General features: G+C 63.6%; 12 protein-coding genes. 9 read left to right on the top strand and 3 right to left on the bottom strand.

What is annotated here, in order from left to right; translation table 11 throughout:
• The first annotated feature begins 136 nt into the window (after positions 1-136).
• The 8 genes from CHB96_RS13870 to CHB96_RS13835 all read left to right on the top strand — a co-directional run bounded on the left by CHB96_RS13870 (position 137) and on the right by CHB96_RS13835 (position 11,301).
• Positions 137-1,546: a uracil-xanthine permease family protein gene (locus CHB96_RS13870; protein WP_089247105.1), complete on the top strand. Its 1,410-nt coding sequence runs from the start codon at positions 137-139 to the stop codon at positions 1,544-1,546.
• A gap of 80 nt (positions 1,547-1,626) precedes the next feature.
• Positions 1,627-2,523 (top strand): FAD binding domain-containing protein, encoded by an 897-nt coding sequence (locus tag CHB96_RS13865; RefSeq protein WP_089247103.1) that lies wholly within the window; start codon positions 1,627-1,629, stop codon positions 2,521-2,523.
• Positions 2,523-3,158, top strand: a complete 636-nt coding sequence (locus CHB96_RS13860; protein WP_089247101.1) for a (2Fe-2S)-binding protein — start codon at positions 2,523-2,525, stop codon at positions 3,156-3,158. Before CHB96_RS13865 ends, CHB96_RS13860 begins: the two co-directional genes overlap by 1 nt.
• Entirely contained in the window at positions 3,155-5,623 is a 2,469-nt protein-coding gene (gene cutA / locus CHB96_RS13855) for an aerobic carbon-monoxide dehydrogenase large subunit (protein WP_089247099.1), read from the top strand. The genes CHB96_RS13860 and cutA overlap by 4 nt, the downstream gene beginning before the upstream one ends.
• On the top strand, positions 5,620-6,261 hold the full coding sequence (locus CHB96_RS13850) for an SRPBCC family protein (protein ID WP_089247097.1): 642 nt from the start codon (positions 5,620-5,622) through the stop codon (positions 6,259-6,261). The genes cutA and CHB96_RS13850 overlap by 4 nt, the downstream gene beginning before the upstream one ends.
• Positions 6,262-6,464: 203 nt before the next feature.
• Positions 6,465-8,564 carry a hydantoinase/oxoprolinase family protein gene (locus CHB96_RS13845; protein WP_089247095.1) on the top strand — a complete coding sequence of 700 codons (2,100 nt, stop codon included), beginning with the start codon at positions 6,465-6,467 and terminating at the stop codon, positions 8,562-8,564.
• A complete protein-coding gene (locus tag CHB96_RS13840) occupies positions 8,564-10,504 on the top strand; it encodes a hydantoinase B/oxoprolinase family protein (RefSeq protein WP_089247093.1) in 1,941 nt (646 codons plus the stop codon). Before CHB96_RS13845 ends, CHB96_RS13840 begins: the two co-directional genes overlap by 1 nt.
• Positions 10,501-11,301, top strand: coding sequence for an SDR family oxidoreductase (locus CHB96_RS13835; RefSeq protein ID WP_089247091.1), 801 nt, complete (start codon positions 10,501-10,503; stop codon positions 11,299-11,301). The genes CHB96_RS13840 and CHB96_RS13835 overlap by 4 nt, the downstream gene beginning before the upstream one ends.
• A 97-nt stretch (positions 11,302-11,398) precedes the next feature.
• Here CHB96_RS13835 and CHB96_RS13830 read toward each other — a convergent pair whose 3' ends face one another.
• Positions 11,399-12,217, bottom strand: coding sequence for an adenylate/guanylate cyclase domain-containing protein (locus CHB96_RS13830; protein ID WP_176444290.1), 819 nt, complete (start codon positions 12,215-12,217; stop codon positions 11,399-11,401).
• 206 nt (positions 12,218-12,423) lie between these two features.
• Between CHB96_RS13830 and CHB96_RS13825 the strand changes: the two genes are divergently transcribed.
• On the top strand, positions 12,424-12,891 hold the full coding sequence (locus CHB96_RS13825; RefSeq protein WP_245865643.1) for a hypothetical protein: 468 nt from the start codon (positions 12,424-12,426) through the stop codon (positions 12,889-12,891).
• Between the two features lie 3 nt (positions 12,892-12,894).
• Here CHB96_RS13825 and CHB96_RS13820 read toward each other — a convergent pair whose 3' ends face one another.
• Both CHB96_RS13820 and CHB96_RS13815 read right to left on the bottom strand, forming a co-directional pair.
• Positions 12,895-13,917, bottom strand: a complete 1,023-nt coding sequence (locus CHB96_RS13820; RefSeq protein ID WP_089247089.1) for a T3SS (YopN, CesT) and YbjN peptide-binding chaperone 1 — start codon at positions 13,915-13,917, stop codon at positions 12,895-12,897.
• A 134-nt stretch (positions 13,918-14,051) separates the two neighbouring features.
• A complete protein-coding gene (locus CHB96_RS13815) occupies positions 14,052-15,248 on the bottom strand; it encodes a vWA domain-containing protein (RefSeq protein ID WP_089247087.1) in 1,197 nt (398 codons plus the stop codon).
• Between the last annotated feature and the right edge of the window lie 12 nt (positions 15,249-15,260).

The following is a 15,260-nucleotide window of genomic DNA, read 5'->3' as shown; positions in this document are numbered from 1 at the left end:
ATCCGAGGGTCTCCGATCTGTCAGATTGTCATCACGTCGGCCCCGACCGGCTGTAATAGCGTTCAGTGTCATCAAGGGCAGTTTGTGAGCTGGACCACAGCGCAGCAAGCGCCTTCCTCTGCACGAAAGGCCAGTCATGCCGATTTGGACCCTGCACGGAGATGGCAAAACGGTCGCTCCCGGCGAAGTCGTCGCTCCCGGTGAACGACTCAGCTGGGGGAGGACCATCGGACTGGGTGGCCAGCACGTCGTGTCGATGTTCGGCGCGACCTTCGTCTTCCCGATCATCATGGGCCTCAATCCTCAACTGGCCGTGATGATGTCGGGCTTCTGTACTATCTTCTTCCTGCTCGTCGTGAAGGGACGAATTCCGAGTTACCTCGGGACTTCGGCGGCGTTCGTCGGCGGTATCGCAGCGATCCGCGCGCAGGGAGGCACGTCGGCGGAAGTCACCGGTGCGATCCTGGTGTCCGGACTCGTCCTCGGCCTGATCGGTGTTGCTGTTCACTTCCTCGGTGGACGCCTGATCTTCAAGTTGCTGCCGCCCGCGGTCACCGGCGCCGTCGTGATGCTGATCGGCTTCAACCTCGCACCCGTCGTAGCCGGTCTGTATTGGCCGCAGGATCAGTGGGTCGCGTTGTTGGTCATGGTGGCTCTGATCGTGATGTCGGTAGGGCTGCGCGGCTTCATGGGGCGTATCGCGATCTTCCTCGCGCTGATACTCGGGTACGTCGTCTCGTGGGTACTGGACAAGGTGTCCGGCCCGATCACCTCGTTCGACGCGAGTGCCGGCGCCATCACCGAGCATTTCCGCGTCAACTGGGACTCGGTGTCGTCGGCGTCGTGGTTCGGTCTGCCGCCGTTCTCGGACGAGGCCAACGGGGTCGTGGGAATCCATGCGCCGTCGTTCAGTCTCACGTTCATCGTCCTCGTGCTGCCCGGTGTCATCGCGCTGATCGCCGAGAACGCAGGCCACGTCAAAGCCGTGGCCGAGATGACCAAGGACGACCTCGACCCGTACATGGGCCGTGCCCTCGCCGGTGACGGATTCGCGACGGCCATCGCCAGTGGCGTCGGCGGATCTCCCACCACGACGTATGCGGAGAACATCGGTGTCATGGCCGCCACCCGCGTGTACTCGACGGCTGCCTACTTCGTCGCCGGCATCGTAGCGATGCTGCTCGGCTTCTCACCCAAGTTCGGTGCGTTCATCTCGGCGACGCCCGGTGGTGTGCTCGGTGGAATCACCGTCGTTCTGTACGGAATGATCGGTTTGCTGGGCGCGAAGATCTGGAAGGAGAACGGCGTCGACTTCGGTAATCCGTTGAACATGATGCCGATTGCCGCCGGCCTCATCATTGGCATCGGTGACACCGCGCTGACCTTCAGCGATACGTTCTCGCTCGGCGGCATCTCGCTCGGCACGATCGTCGTCATCACGATGTATCACTTCTGCAGGTTCATCGGATCCCGAAACCCCGAGCTCGACGGCTACATCCCACGCAAGAAGGCCGCGGATACACCGCCCGCCAAACAGCTCACTTGATTGACGTTGACAGCTCACCGAGGTGACTGTTGTCACATCTCGACAGATAGTGAACGCACGATGACAGGCAGGATCGAGACATGAAACCGTCGCCGCTCACGTACCACCGGCCGACCACGGTCGAGGAGGCGTGCCGCATCCTCTCCGAGGTGTCCCACGAGGGCAAGGTCATGGCCGGTGGTCAGTCGCTCGTTCCGTTGCTGTCGATGCGGCTGGCTGCGCCCGCGCACATCGTCGACATCGGTGCGGTCCGCGACCTCGACGCGGTCACCGTGTCACCCGAAGCGGTCGAGTTCGGAGCCCTCGTCACGCACTCGGCGCTCTACGACCATGCCGAGGCCCGCGAGGTTCAGCCGCTGCTGAGCCGGGGGCTGAACCTCGTCGCACATCCGACCATCCGCAACCGCGGCACGACCGTCGGATCGATCGTGCACGCGGACCCGTCGGCCGAGATGCCTGCAGTGCTGTCTCTGCTGGGCGGGCAGGTCACCGTCACGTCGGTGCGTGGACACCGCGTCATCGACGCGAGTGACCTGTTCGCCGGTCCACTGGAAAGCACGCTCGAATCCGATGAAATCGCGCTGTCGGTCAGCGTCCCGTCGGCGCGAGAGGGTGTCGGCACGGCGATCGACGAGATTGCCCGACGCCATGGCGATTACGCGTTGGTCGGTGTCGTCGCGCAGGTCGAGGTGGTCGACGGCTACGTGCTGTCGGCGCGGATGACCTACATCTCGGCCGGCGAACTCGGTACCGTCGTCGACTACAGCGATGCGCTTGCCGGTGCGTCGGCCACCGACGAACGAGACCCACTGTGGCGTGCAGTCGGTGACATCGCCCGCGACACAATAGAAACCGACGCGGACATCCATGCGACGGCCGCATATCGATCCCAGTTGGTGTCCGCCCTGACCAGTCGTGTCGGGCTCGCAGCAGCACGGGACGCACGTACGGCTCGCGCACTCGTAGGAAGGTTGTAATGCCGAAGTCCATCGACGACCAAGTGGCCGAGCTCCAAGCCGACACCGGCGAGCACCATGTGGCGGTCACCTTCACTTTGAACGGCGTCACCGAAACCGTCGTACTCCCGTCTCGCACGCTGGCGTCGGATGCCATTCGGCATCATCTGCGCCGCACCGGAACTCACGTCGGGTGCGAGCACGGCGTGTGCGGTGCGTGCACTGTATTGCTCGACGGAAACCCGGTGCGTTCGTGCCTCGTATTGGCCGCCAGTCTCGAGGGACATTCGGTCACGACGGTCGAGGGGCTCGTCGAGCCCGACGGCACGCTGCATCCGGTTCAGCAAGCGTTCAAGGATTGCCACGGGCTGCAATGTGGTTTCTGCACCCCAGGTTTCGTGACGACCATCGCCGCATTCCTCGAGGACAACCCCAACCCGACGCACGACGAGGCCACCGACGCGATCGCAGGCAACCTGTGCCGATGCACCGGATACCAGAACATCCGAGCATCGGTTCTTCGCGCGGCGGAAATCACACGTGAACGCGCAGGCCAGTTTCCGCTCGGCGTCGACGACGAAGCGACCCGCGATGCGCTCGACCGTCAGGTGCGGGGGAGCACGCAGCCTGTGGGCGGACGGGCGGGACGGTCATGAGCATCCAGGTCGAGACCGAGCAGGCGGTGGGCTCGTCGGGAAAGTTCTTCGGCAAACCGATTCCGCGCGAGGAAGATACGCGGCTGCTCAGTGGCCAGGGCAGGTATCTCGACGACTTGGGACACGGCGCGCTGATCGCAGCGTTCGTGCGGTCGCCACATGCGCACGCGCGCATCGTCGACATCGACATCGACCCTGCATTGGAAGTGGCGGGCGTGCATGCGATCTACGTATACGACGACCTTCTCGACGACTCGGAGGAGATGGCCGAGAACCTTCCGCTGTTGATTCCCCATCCGGCGATCGTGGCTCCGCGCAACGGATATCCACTCGCTCGCGACGAGGTCAACCACGTCGGTGAGGCGATCGCGATGGTCGTCGCCGACAATCGGTACATCGCCGAGGACGCGTGCGCCAAGATCGACGTCACGTACGAAATGCTCGACCCCGTCGTGGGGATCGACACGGCGCGCACGGCGGTCAATGCTGTGCACGCGGATGTTCCGGACAACGTGGCTGCGCGTCTGCAACACGGGTTCGGTGATGTGGATGCCGAGATCGCGGCTGCCCCGAACCGGCTCACGCTGGACCTCGAGATCGAGCGTTCCGCATCGATGCCGATGGAAGGCAAGGGTGTCTACGCACGCTGGGACGGGGACGAGAACGCGCTGACGTTCTGGACGTCGACGCAGACGTCCACGTCCGCGCGTGCTGCGATCGCCGCGCGACTCGGCTTGGCGCTGAACAAGGTTCACTGCATCGCGCCGGACGTCGGTGGCGGGTTCGGCGTGAAGATCGTCCACCCGTGGCCCGAGGAGGTCATGGTGACCTGGGCTGCCCGACGCCTCGGCCGCGCGGGCGTCTCGAACGAGGTCAAGTGGGTCGAGGATCGTCGCGAGCACTTCATCTCCAGCGCACACGAGCGCGGTCAGATTCAGAAGGTGGACATCGGGTTCGACGACGACGGCCGGCTGCTGGCCTTCGATTTCACGTTCTGGCACGACAACGGCGCCTACCTGCCGTACGGCATCATCGTCATGATCAACACGGCGACACAGGTTCTGGGGCCGTACAAGCCCAAATCGTTCCGCGTCGACGCCTATTCGCTGTACACCAACACCGTTCTCGTCACCCCGTACCGCGGCGCGGGTCGACCCCAGGCCGTGTTCGCGATGGAACGCGCGATGGACGCCATCGCCGACCACCTCGGCAAGGACAAGATCGAGGTGCGTGAGATCAACTTCGTTCGGCCCGAGGACATGCCGTACGACTTCGGTCTGATGTTCCAGGACGGCCGACCGCTGATCTACGACAGCGGTGATTACCAAGCCGGCATCGACAAGCTGAAGAAACTGGTCGACTGGGACGGCTTCCCGGAGTACCAGAGGCAGGCCCGAGAAGAGGGCCGGACCGTCGGCATCGGCATCGGCGCGTACGTCGAAGGCACCGGGCCCGGACCGTACGAGGGCGCGCACGTCGTCGTCGAGACGTCGGGAAAGGTCAAGGCAGCAACGGGATTGACGACGCAGGGTCAAGGGCACCAGACGGCGTTCGCTCAGATCGTCGCCGACGACCTGGGGGTTCAGGTGTCCGACGTCGAGATCGTCACCGGCGATACTCGTCGATTCGGTTATGCCGTCGGCACGTTCGCCTCGCGTGGCGCGGTCATGTCGGGTTCGGCATTCCATGTCGCAGCGCAGATGGTGGCAGGGAAGGCGAAGAAGATCGCGTCGGGGATTCTGGATATCGATGCTCTGGATCTCGAACTCCGCGGCGGTCACGTCTGCCGAATCGGGACCGAGCCGGGCGTCGAGGGGACCTCGGTTCCGCTGAGTGTGGTTGCGGTGCTGTCGAATCCGCTGCGATATGCGTTCGATCGCGAATCCAAGCTCGCCACCGGTTTCGCCAAGGCGGACCCGGACATGACGAAACCGCCGATTCCCGAGGGTGAGCAGCCGGGTCTGGAAGCGACCGGCTTCTATTCGCCGCCGCATTCGACGTTCGCGTCGGGCGTGCATGCGGCGATCGTCGAGACCGATCCCATCACCGCCGAGATCACCGTGCTGCGGTACGTGGTGATCCACGACTGCGGCAACGTCATCAACCCGCGCATCGTCGAAGGCCAGGTCCAGGGTGCTGTCGCGCAGGGCATCGGGGGAGCGTTGTACGAGCGGATCGTCTACGACGAGCACGGGCAGATGCTCAACGCGTCGTACATGGACTTTCTGATGCCGTTCGTCACCGAAATGCCGAACTCGCTGGAGATGGACCACACCGTCACCCCGTCCGCGCTGAATCCGTTGGGAATGAAAGGTGCAGGCGAGGCGGGCGTCATACCCACCAGCGCTGTCATCGCCGCGGCCATCGAGAACGCCGAGGGCATCCCCATCACATCCATGCCTATTTCACCGTCGGAATTGTTCGAACTTCGGCTCGCACACCAGTCACCACAGGAGAATTCATGAGAATCGCCGGAACCGCACAGCTCACGGCACCCCGCGAAGAGGTGTACGACAATCTTCAGGACGGGCGCGTGCTCGCCGCGACGATTCCCGGAGTGCAGTCGCTCGAACAGCTCACCGACAACCACTACAAGCTCTCCATCATGGCGGGAGTCGCGTCGATCAAGGGCGTGTACGACGGTGAAGTGGTGCTCTCGCAACAGGATCGACCCCACTCGTTCGTCATGACCGCGTCGGGAGCGGGGGCGCCGGGCACGGTCAAGGCCGATGTGACGGTGACTTTGACCGAGAACGAAGGTGGAACGCTGCTGTCCTACGACGCCGATGCAGTTGTCGGAGGGATGGTGGGAGGCGTCGGGCAGCGCATGATCACCGGCGTCGCGAAGAAGATGGCCGGGGTGTTCTTCAAGAGCATCGACGGCGTCATCGCGAACGGGATTCCGTCGAAGGTGCCGTCGTCGATGCCTGAAAATGCCACGGAAGTTGCTGTAGGACAACAGGAGAAGGACCCTTCTCTCGGTCGAGTAGTTGCCCCCTCTGCTGGAACCGACACGCGCACCGTCCTCGTCAGTGCCGCGGCCGGTGCGGTCATCGCGCTGACCGGTGTCGTCATCGGTGGACTGTTAGGTCGCACCAGATAGCACTTCAGTCAAGGAATTTCGCCCCGAACCGCCCTGGTTCGGGGCGTTTTTCGTGGCGCTCGTGAGCGTCCGCCGAAGAGTGTCCGTCGGGTTCGGCGAATTGTGACAAAGATTCCACTTCGCGCAGGCTGTGGAATGGCTTCACACCCAACGAGCCGATCGGATCAGTTCAGGCCATCGGGAACGACTTGACGGAGGAAGCAGTGGAATCCAGGAAGATTCGGATCGGCATCGACACCGGGGGCACGTTCACCGACATCGTGGCGGTCGACGACGAGACCGGTGCCATCGTCACCACCAAGACCCCGTCGACGCCGTCCGACCCCGCAGAAGGTTTCCTCACCGGCATCGAGAAGGTGCTCGACAAGCTCGGTGAGCACGGCGATTCCATCGGGGCCGTCAGCCATGGCACGACGGTCGCAACCAACAAGCTCCTCGAGGGCAAGGTCGAGAACCTTGGCTTCATCACGACCGAGGGCTACGAGCACGTACTCGAGATCGCCCGTCAGTCCGTGCCCGACGGCTACGGCAACTCGTACTTCTGGGTCAAACCCGACCGCATCGTGCCGGCGGACCGCGTCAAGACCGTCGGTGGCCGTCTGGCATTCGACGGCAGCGAGATCCGGCCGCTCGACGAGGACAGCGTGCGGACCGCTGCCCAATTCTTCAAGGATCAGGGCATCAAGACCATCGGTGTGTGCCTGATGCACTCGTACGCCGACCCGTCGCACGAGGAGCGAGTGCGCGAGATCCTCGACGAGGTCTTCCCCGACGCCACCGTCAGTATCTCGAGCCAGGTGCTGCGCGAGTACCGCGAGTACGAGCGGTCGATCACGACTCTCGTCGACGCCGCCGTGAAGCCCAACATTCGCAACTACGTCAACAACATCGCGAACCGCTTGCGTGAGTTCTCCACCGCGGACGGCGAGTCGCGCGACATCCCGTTCTATGTCATGAAGTCCAACGGTGGGGTGCTGTCGGCGAAAGAGGTCGTTCACCAGCCCATCACGACGGTGCTGTCCGGACCTGCTGCCGGCGCACTCGGTGCTGCACTGATCGCCGACGCGGCAGGCGTCGACCAGGTTCTGACGTGCGACGGCGGTGGCACCTCGACCGATGTAACGGTCGTCGTACGCGGAGAGCCTGCGCTGACCACAGAGGGACGCGTCGGGAATTATCCGTCGAAGATCCCGATGATCGACGTCGTGACCGTCGGAGCTGGCGGCGGCTCGATCGCGTGGATGACGCCCGAGCGGACGCTGCGTGTCGGACCGCAGTCGGCAGGCGCCGATCCCGGACCGTTGTGCTACGGCAAGGGCGGTAGCGAGCCGACCATCACCGACGCCCATGTGCTGCTCGGCCGTATCCCACCGCACCTTCTGGGTGGTGAGATCCCACTCGATACCGAGCTGGCACGAAAAGGGCTGGAGCAGCTGGCATCCGAGCTGAACCTCGGGTTCGAGGAGTGCGCCGTCGGGATCCTGGAAGTGTCCGCGTGGAACCAGGCGAACGCACTGCGTCAGATCACCGTCAAGCGTGGTCTCGACGTCCGCGACTTCACGCTGGTGACGTTCGGCGGTTCCGGTTCGCTGTTGGCGTGCAAGCTGATCGACATCCTCGGTCTGAAAGACGTTCTTGTTCCGTTGGATCCGGGCAACGTCTCGGCGTTCGGGCTGCTCACCGTCGACGTGCGCAACGACTACGTGCAGACGCACGTCGGCAGGCACGATCGGTTGCAGGCGTCGGAACTGCAGGAGCTGTTCGATTCGCTCGCAGGGTTGGCCGAAGTTGCGTTGGCCGAAGAAGGATTCGACGAAACTCAGCGCAAGTACGCCCGGACCGCCGACCTTCGATACATGGGCCAGGCCTTCGAGGTGCGGGTGCCCGTCGGCGAAGGACCGATTTCCGCAGAGCTGATGGATGCTGCTGCCGAAGCGTTCCACGACGCACACCGCGAGCTCTACGGCTACGACTTCCGCGGTGACCCCGCACAGCACGTCGAGTGGGTCAACCTGCGCGTCAGCGGAATCGGGCCCATTCAGCGTCCGGCTGCGCGCACTGTTGCCGCGGGTTCCGGTGCTGCCACGGCTCGAACAGGTTCGCGTCAGGCATATTTCGACTCCTGGGTCGACACCACCGTCTACGACCGTGCGCGACTCGGCGCCGGTGACACCATCGAGGGACCGGCCGTCATCGAGGAGTTCAGCTCCACTGTGCCTGTGCACCCGGGCTTCTCGGCGCGTATCGACACCCACGGAAACATCCGTATCTCCAAGACGTCCGACTCGAACGGAGTGAAGTGATGACCAGTGTTCTGGAGGCTGCCGCTACGACTGCAGCCAAGCCGTACCGACTGACCGAGACAGACGGCGCGAGCCCGGATCCGATTCTCGTCGAGATCGTCGCGGGCTACCTTGCCAGCGTCGAGATGGAGGTCGAGACGTCGATCTCGCGGACCTCGCGCTCGCCGATGATCCGCGATGCGCACGACTTCCGCGCCGGCATCCACGATCGCAACCTGCGGAAGCTGACCGGACGCTCGTATTCGGCGCTCGTGCACCCGATCGCCAGAGACTTCCCGCTGGAGACGATGAAGCCCGGCGACGTGTATTTCCACAACGACGTCTACCTCTCCGAAGGCGGCATCGGCCACCTGCCCGACCTCTGCGTCACCGTGCCGGTGTTCGCTCGCGTCACCCCTGATGCGGAGCCGAAAGTCGTTGCGTTCGTTCAGGCATTCGGCCACCACGACGACGTCGGCGGATGCTGCCCCGGCTCGATGCCGTCCGGTGCGACGACGGTCTACGAGGAAGGCCTGATGGTCCCGCCGATCAAACTGTGGGACCAGGGCGTTCCGAACGAGGCTGCGTTGCGCATCATGACGCGCAATTCCCGCATGCCCGACGCGCTGGCCGCCGATCTGGACGCCGAATGCTCGGCGTGCCTGATGGGGGCGCGTCGGCTCACGGAGTTGTTCGAGCGGTACGGCGTCGACACGGTCGAATCCTGCTTCGACGCGATGATGGACGCGACGACGGAGACGTACCGTCGCGAAATCCTGAGCAAGATCCCGGTCGGGGAGTACACGTGGGAGGACTATGCCGAGCACGACGGCGTCGACGAGCCCATGCTGCACACGCAGCGCATCACGCTGACCAAGACGTCTCCCGAGGACGAGGGTGGCGAGCGACTGATCCTCGACTTCACCGGAACCGGTCCGCAGGCGAAGGGACCGATCAACCACTGTGGTGACTACGCGGACGGCAACTTCCTCATCAAGTGGCTCGCGCCGATTCTGCGCAACCTCGCCGATACGCCGGAGCGGATGGCCGAGCTCGACGTGAACGAAGGTGTCGTGCCCCTGATCGAGATGAAGTTCCCCGAGAAGGGCACGCTGATCACGCCGATCTTCCCGGCGCCGACGAATGCTCGTACGTTCGTGATTCTCCGACTGCTGGGAGTGCTGTCGGGTGTCGTCGCCAAGGCCGTCGACGGCAACATGCCCGCTGACCAGGAGACCATCCGGTACACCGGCGTGTACGGCGAGGATTTCGACGGCCATTCGTACCTCATGCGTGAGGTGCTCGGCGGCGGGTCCGGCGGTCGGTACTACGCGGACGGTGAGGACACGATTCACGTCGTACCCGATTCGCGTAACCTCCCGACGGAATTCAGTGAGAGCCGGTTCCCGTTCATTGTCGAAAAGCTCGGATTGGCAATCGATTCGGGCGGCGCCGGACGCTACCGCGGCGGCCTGGGTTACGAGAAGCACATTCGGATGCTCAAGGACGGGCATTTCATGTCCATCGCGGATCGTTCGATCCTGGCGTGCTGGGGTGTGAAGGGCGGTAAGGCCGGTCGACCGTTCTCGGTGACCCTCAATCCAGGCAGCCCGAACGAGCGCGAGTTCGACGCCCTCACCGACGCCGAGCCGATCAAGGCAGGAGAGATCGTCCGCATCCGCACCACGGGTGGCGGCGGCTGGGGAGATCCACTGGACCGCCCCGTCGACGAGGTGTTGCGCGATGTCCGGTGGCGCAAGGTATCCGTCGACGGTGCCCGCGAGGACTACGGTGTCGTCGTGATCGCTGGAGACGAGCCGGATATCGACGTCGACGCGACGGTTGCGCTTCGTGACCAGTTGCGGGCGGGTAGGGGTGCGGACGAGCCGTTCTTCGACCGCGGGCCCGGGTACGAGCGACTGTCCGGCGGCGACACGTCGGCTGTGTACGACTACCTATGAGTTTCGAGAATGTCCGCGGCACCGATATCGCAGTCATCGGTGCCGCGGGCAAGACCGGCAGTGCGATCGTCGACGCATTGCCGCCTGGTGCTCGTCGGCTCGTGCACACCGCGCGGGTCGACGGTGACTACGCGGTGGAGTTGGAAACGGGCGCCGGGTTACGCAAGGCGCTGCTCGGTTCCCGCGCCGTCTATTTCATCGCTCCCAATGTCCATCCCGATGAGCCACGGTTACTGCGGAATGTCTTGACTGCAGCGGCGTCCGCCGGTGTCTCGCATGTGGTGTACCACTCGGTGGCGTGGCCGTTCAGCCCGTCGATGCCGCATCACATGGACAAGGCGGTGTGCGAGGACGAATTGCACCGTTCGCCGCTGAACTGGACTGTGCTGCAACCCTGTGCGTACTTGGACAACTTCGCGTCAGTGTTCGCGGGGGAGTCGACGCGAATCTCGTTGCCGTACAGCCCGGATACGCGCTTCTCGTTCGTGAGTCTGCGGGACGTTGCCGCCGTGGCTGCTGCAGTGTTGGTCGAGGGGACGCGTCATTACGGCGCGACCTACGAGCTCGGCGGGCCGGAAGCCCTGTCGGTCCGGGAGCTTGCTGCGAGGTACTCGGTCGAGGTCGAACGGATCTCGCTCGACGAGTGGCAGGAGACCGTCGGGTCCACGATGCCCGCAGGTGCGGCAGCTCGACTGAGGGCGATGTTCGACTTCTACGATCACCACGACTTCCTCGCCGGGAGGGGCGGCTTCGCCGCTTGTGAGGGGGCTTCGCCACATGTGCACGAAAATGCATAGCCGGTTATGTATTTTCGTGCACATGGGGTGACCGCTTGAATGGTTCATTCATGTTGTCTGACAACATGAATGAACCATTCAAGCGGTCAATCAGGGGCTATACATTTTCACTCACGACGGGTAGGTCGACCGGAAACAACTGATGCCGCCCGCTCATGCCCTTGAGCTCCACCTCCCGCGGCGCACCGAGCGGAATGTCGCGGCCGAGTTTCAGACTGAGCGGCTCGCTGATGAGGATCTCGCCTCCCTCGGCCTGGCTCGCGACGCGTGCGGCCATGGCGACGTTCAGGCCGAAGAGGTCGTCTCCACGCCTCACCGAGCTGCCGGTGTGCACTCCCATGCGCACCCGGATGTCGTTCCAGCGGTCCGGCTTCTCTCGCAACGCTTCCTGCACCTGAATTCCGCACCGCACGGCTTGAGCAGGGTCGGAGAACGCGATCATGAAGCCATCACCCTGGTTCTTCACGACGTGACCGCCGTAGTCCTCGACCTGCTTCTGGATCATCCGGTTGTGTTTTTCCAAAAGCTTCAGCCACCCACGGTCGCCGAGTTCCTCGTTGCGGGCTGTCGACCCTTCGATGTCGGAGAACATCACGACGACATCGCCGTCCGCGGTCAGCCTGGCCAGATCGGGTCGCTCGACTCTGGCCCATCCGGCGAGGTCCTCGATCGAGTTGCGGACGGTCGCGCCGAACCCCTTGTTGATCAGCGAGTCCGCGGTCTGGAACGCCGTCTTGATCGCGAGCGGGGCAAGACCCCGTCGACGACGCTTGTTCTGTGTGACGCTGCGAGCCCGCTCGAGCGCGTCGCGTGTGCTCTTCAACTGCCGCCGAGACACGATGATCCACACACCGAGGCCGACGATCGCGGCCGCTTCCACTCCGGTAGCAACAATCCACAGGGTCACGCTCGACATCTTCGTCCACAGAGCGGTCTGTGTTCCAAGGCAGGGGTGATTTCGATGGCGGGCGACGTTCTTACAACATGCTCGCTCGTTTACAACGCGCGCATCTGTTGTAAACGAGTGGGGGCGTTGTAAGGCTGCCATGCTGTAACAGACCGCCCGGTCCGGCGATCTAAATCCTCGGCGCACACGCGCACGCACGAGGAAGGCATCGAGAAATGACGAAGACAATCAGCCGGGCCGCAGTGGGTCTGTTGCTCATGACCGCACTTGCCGCATGCGGCTCGGACGACGGGTCGACGACGGGTCAGGCGGTGAGCGAGTCGGCTACGACAACGACCGAAACCACGACCACCACCGCACCCACAACGACCACTGCACCCCCTACGACGTCTTCGCCCGCGGTCGCGCCCGAGCCGACGCCCGCGGTCGCGCCTCCTCTGCCCGATGTCGCGCCAGTGTTGATGCCGCCCGTGGTCTGCATGAATCTCCAAGCAGCGCAGAACCTTATTCAAGATGCCGGCGTGTTCTTCTCCCGTAGCGAGGATGCCACCGGCGCCGGGCGCGCGCAGATCAACGACTCGAACTGGATCGTCGTCGGCCAGGTCCCTGGCGTCGGAGTGCCGATCGAGGAAGGCGACGCTGTCCTGTCCGTCGTCAAGACCGACGAGCCGAACAACTGCTGAGCCTCAGGCTTGCCGCGGTAGCTCGAGTACGACCAACCGCAGGGCCGAGCGCAACAGTTTTTGTATGTGCTCGGCCGATTCCACTTCAACGCACACGTCCAGCAGGCCGAGGATGGTGTCGCGATCGTGGGTGCAGATCAGCGCGACGTCCTCGGCAGTAAGTGAGTCGGCATCGAGGTGGATGATCGTCTTCAACTCGGGCGGCAAGTCGATGTCCGACGGCTCCTGCCTGAGCTCGTCGGCGATCTTCCCAGCCTCGTCCTCGAAGAACCTCGTAAATGCGCCGAGTGCGCGTCCGACGTGTTCCTCGATGAGCGGCGAACAGTCGACGCGCTGAATCGCGACGACGTGATGATCGCCGACGTCGAATTTGATATTCGGCCATCGATGCGAGTATCCGGCGGCCAGCGCTGTCGCTGAATGGTTGTCCGGGTGCACGTGGAACACGGTGAACAATTCGATCACCGGCGCCGAGGTCGAGACCCTCAGAAACGCCGCCCGCCCGTCGAATACGAAGGGAATGTCGCCGTCGTCGTCCTTCACCGGTGGGTGACCCATGATCGACGTGAGCATGACGTCGACTTCCGCGGCGAGCTGAGTACGGGCGCTGATGGGCTCCCAGCCGTCGTCGAACATGGGTTTGTGCGGTCCGCCGTTGATGCTGCCAACGAGGAACGACGGATGCGGCACACCGCGTAGCTCGCGGAGGATGAACTCGACTGCGTCGACGACCTCGTCCGGATCTCCGATGATGCTCAGGCTCAGGGCGGTGTCCGAGATTCCCTCTCCGGACCAGCCTGCGTTGGTCAACATGATGTGGTCTTCGTGCGTGACGGCTTCCAGTAGGTCGCCCTGGACGACGGCATCCGCGCCATACGGATGTACGACGAGCGACAGTCCTTCCTGGGCCGTGTGGATGGCCAGGCGGTCGTTCTGATCCATGTCGATGTAGTACGAGCAGAGCCGACCCGAGAACTGCCGCCATGCTGCAGTCACTCGCGCGTCGAAATCAGGTTCCTCGCTCATGAGGAGCCTCCTTGATAACAGTGGCCGAAACACGATGCGACGACTGTAGCGAGGGGGTACGACAAGTTCCGTCCGTCGAATGCAGCTGCGAGGCATCCGAACTCAGGATTCATTCAAGTGAATGACGAGAATCCTCAGTCGATGATCCTCGCCTCGCGCGCGGCACGCACCCAGTCCGGGAACTCAGACAGGATGCGCTCGTACAGATCCGCGTCGGAGATGGCGTCGACGTCGTCGAGTGCGAAGAAGCCGGCATTGTCGACGACCCGCCCGCTCATGGTGTCGAGCTTCTCGAGGATGCCGTAATTCGCACGCCCCACCCCGACGAACTGCCAAAAGATAGGTGCCGCAGCCGCTTTCTGCATCAACGCGGTGATCGGTCCGCGTTTGGTGAACCCGCCGTCGGTGAAGAAGAACACCAGCGTCGGCTGACGCGGAACCGCTGTGGACAGAATGTGATTCATGATCGGCAGCTCGTCGTTCACCCCGCCGATCGACTTGTAGTCGATTCCACCGTGATGGCCGAACAGGTGAAGATAGGTTTCGGACCACTTCTCCGTACCTTCGACCGTGATGTCCGGCAGCGCGGCGTACCACGACCCGTACAGATAGGGTTCCAGCTGACCGTCGTCGTCGATTTGTGTTGCGACAGCGACCATTCGCTCGACGACACGATGTACGACGCCCCGGTCGTACATCTTCTTCATGCTGCCGGTCTTGTCGATCACGAGAATGACGCGCGCACGAAGTCCGGTGGCATTCTTGGTCAGTAGGACCTTGTGGACCTGTCGCTTGCGCATGTCGAGTTTCTCGCGTTTGACCAGCGACAGCTTCTCCTCACCCGCAACGACGCGTACCGACGGCTCGTCATCGACGGTCACACCGTGCTCACGAACCAGATCGGCGAATCCCGCATCCCAGCCCGCGCTGACGTTGCGGACCTTCCACCCGCCCGCGCGTCGGTAGATCTCGATCAGCACGGCCGCGGTCTCCGACGTCAAACCCATTGCGGGACTGGCAATGTCGGGGATCGATGCAGCAAGCGTCGGGAACTCGGCGAGCTTCCGATCGGACGCCACCGCAATCACGATCGTCTCGACGTCGTTCGGCACTCGGGTGAGGTCGACGGACAGTGTCGACGACGACGTCAGCCGCACCGCGCCCTCGGGCGACACCGGTTGATTGAAGAACACGAAATCCGCGTCGGACCGGACCTTACGTGACTCGGTGACCTGAAAGGCGAGGACGTCGACGGCTTCGGCGCCGGTCACCGACACCTCGAACGACGTGATCGGCAGGGGAGTGTTGGCGCCGCGGGCCAGGGACGTCATCGTGCTCCTTCG

This window comes from Rhodococcoides kyotonense (assembly GCF_900188125.1).
GTDB lineage: Bacteria > Actinomycetota > Actinomycetes > Mycobacteriales > Mycobacteriaceae > Rhodococcoides > Rhodococcoides kyotonense.
The sequence above is the reverse complement of the archived record's forward strand: the minus strand, read 5'-3'. Positions and strand labels throughout refer to the sequence as shown.

Bases quoted from the DNA above. Each gene is read 5' to 3' on its own strand.
- cutA (WP_089247099.1), top strand. From the start codon at position 3,155: ATGAGCATCCAGGTCGAGACCGAGCAGGCGGTGGGCTCGTCGGGAAAG.
- CHB96_RS13840 (WP_089247093.1), top strand. From the start codon at position 8,564: ATGACCAGTGTTCTGGAGGCTGCCGCTACGACTGCAGCCAAGCCGTAC.
- CHB96_RS13865 (WP_089247103.1), top strand. From the start codon at position 1,627: ATGAAACCGTCGCCGCTCACGTACCACCGGCCGACCACGGTCGAGGAG.
- CHB96_RS13860 (WP_089247101.1), top strand. From the start codon at position 2,523: ATGCCGAAGTCCATCGACGACCAAGTGGCCGAGCTCCAAGCCGACACC.
- CHB96_RS13835 (WP_089247091.1), top strand. From the start codon at position 10,501: ATGAGTTTCGAGAATGTCCGCGGCACCGATATCGCAGTCATCGGTGCC.
- CHB96_RS13825 (WP_245865643.1), top strand. From the start codon at position 12,424: ATGACGAAGACAATCAGCCGGGCCGCAGTGGGTCTGTTGCTCATGACC.
- CHB96_RS13815 (WP_089247087.1), bottom strand. From the start codon at position 15,248: ATGACGTCCCTGGCCCGCGGCGCCAACACTCCCCTGCCGATCACGTCG.
- CHB96_RS13850 (WP_089247097.1), top strand. From the start codon at position 5,620: ATGAGAATCGCCGGAACCGCACAGCTCACGGCACCCCGCGAAGAGGTG.
- CHB96_RS13830 (WP_176444290.1), bottom strand. From the start codon at position 12,217: ATGTCGAGCGTGACCCTGTGGATTGTTGCTACCGGAGTGGAAGCGGCC.
- CHB96_RS13870 (WP_089247105.1), top strand. From the start codon at position 137: ATGCCGATTTGGACCCTGCACGGAGATGGCAAAACGGTCGCTCCCGGC.
- CHB96_RS13820 (WP_089247089.1), bottom strand. From the start codon at position 13,917: ATGAGCGAGGAACCTGATTTCGACGCGCGAGTGACTGCAGCATGGCGG.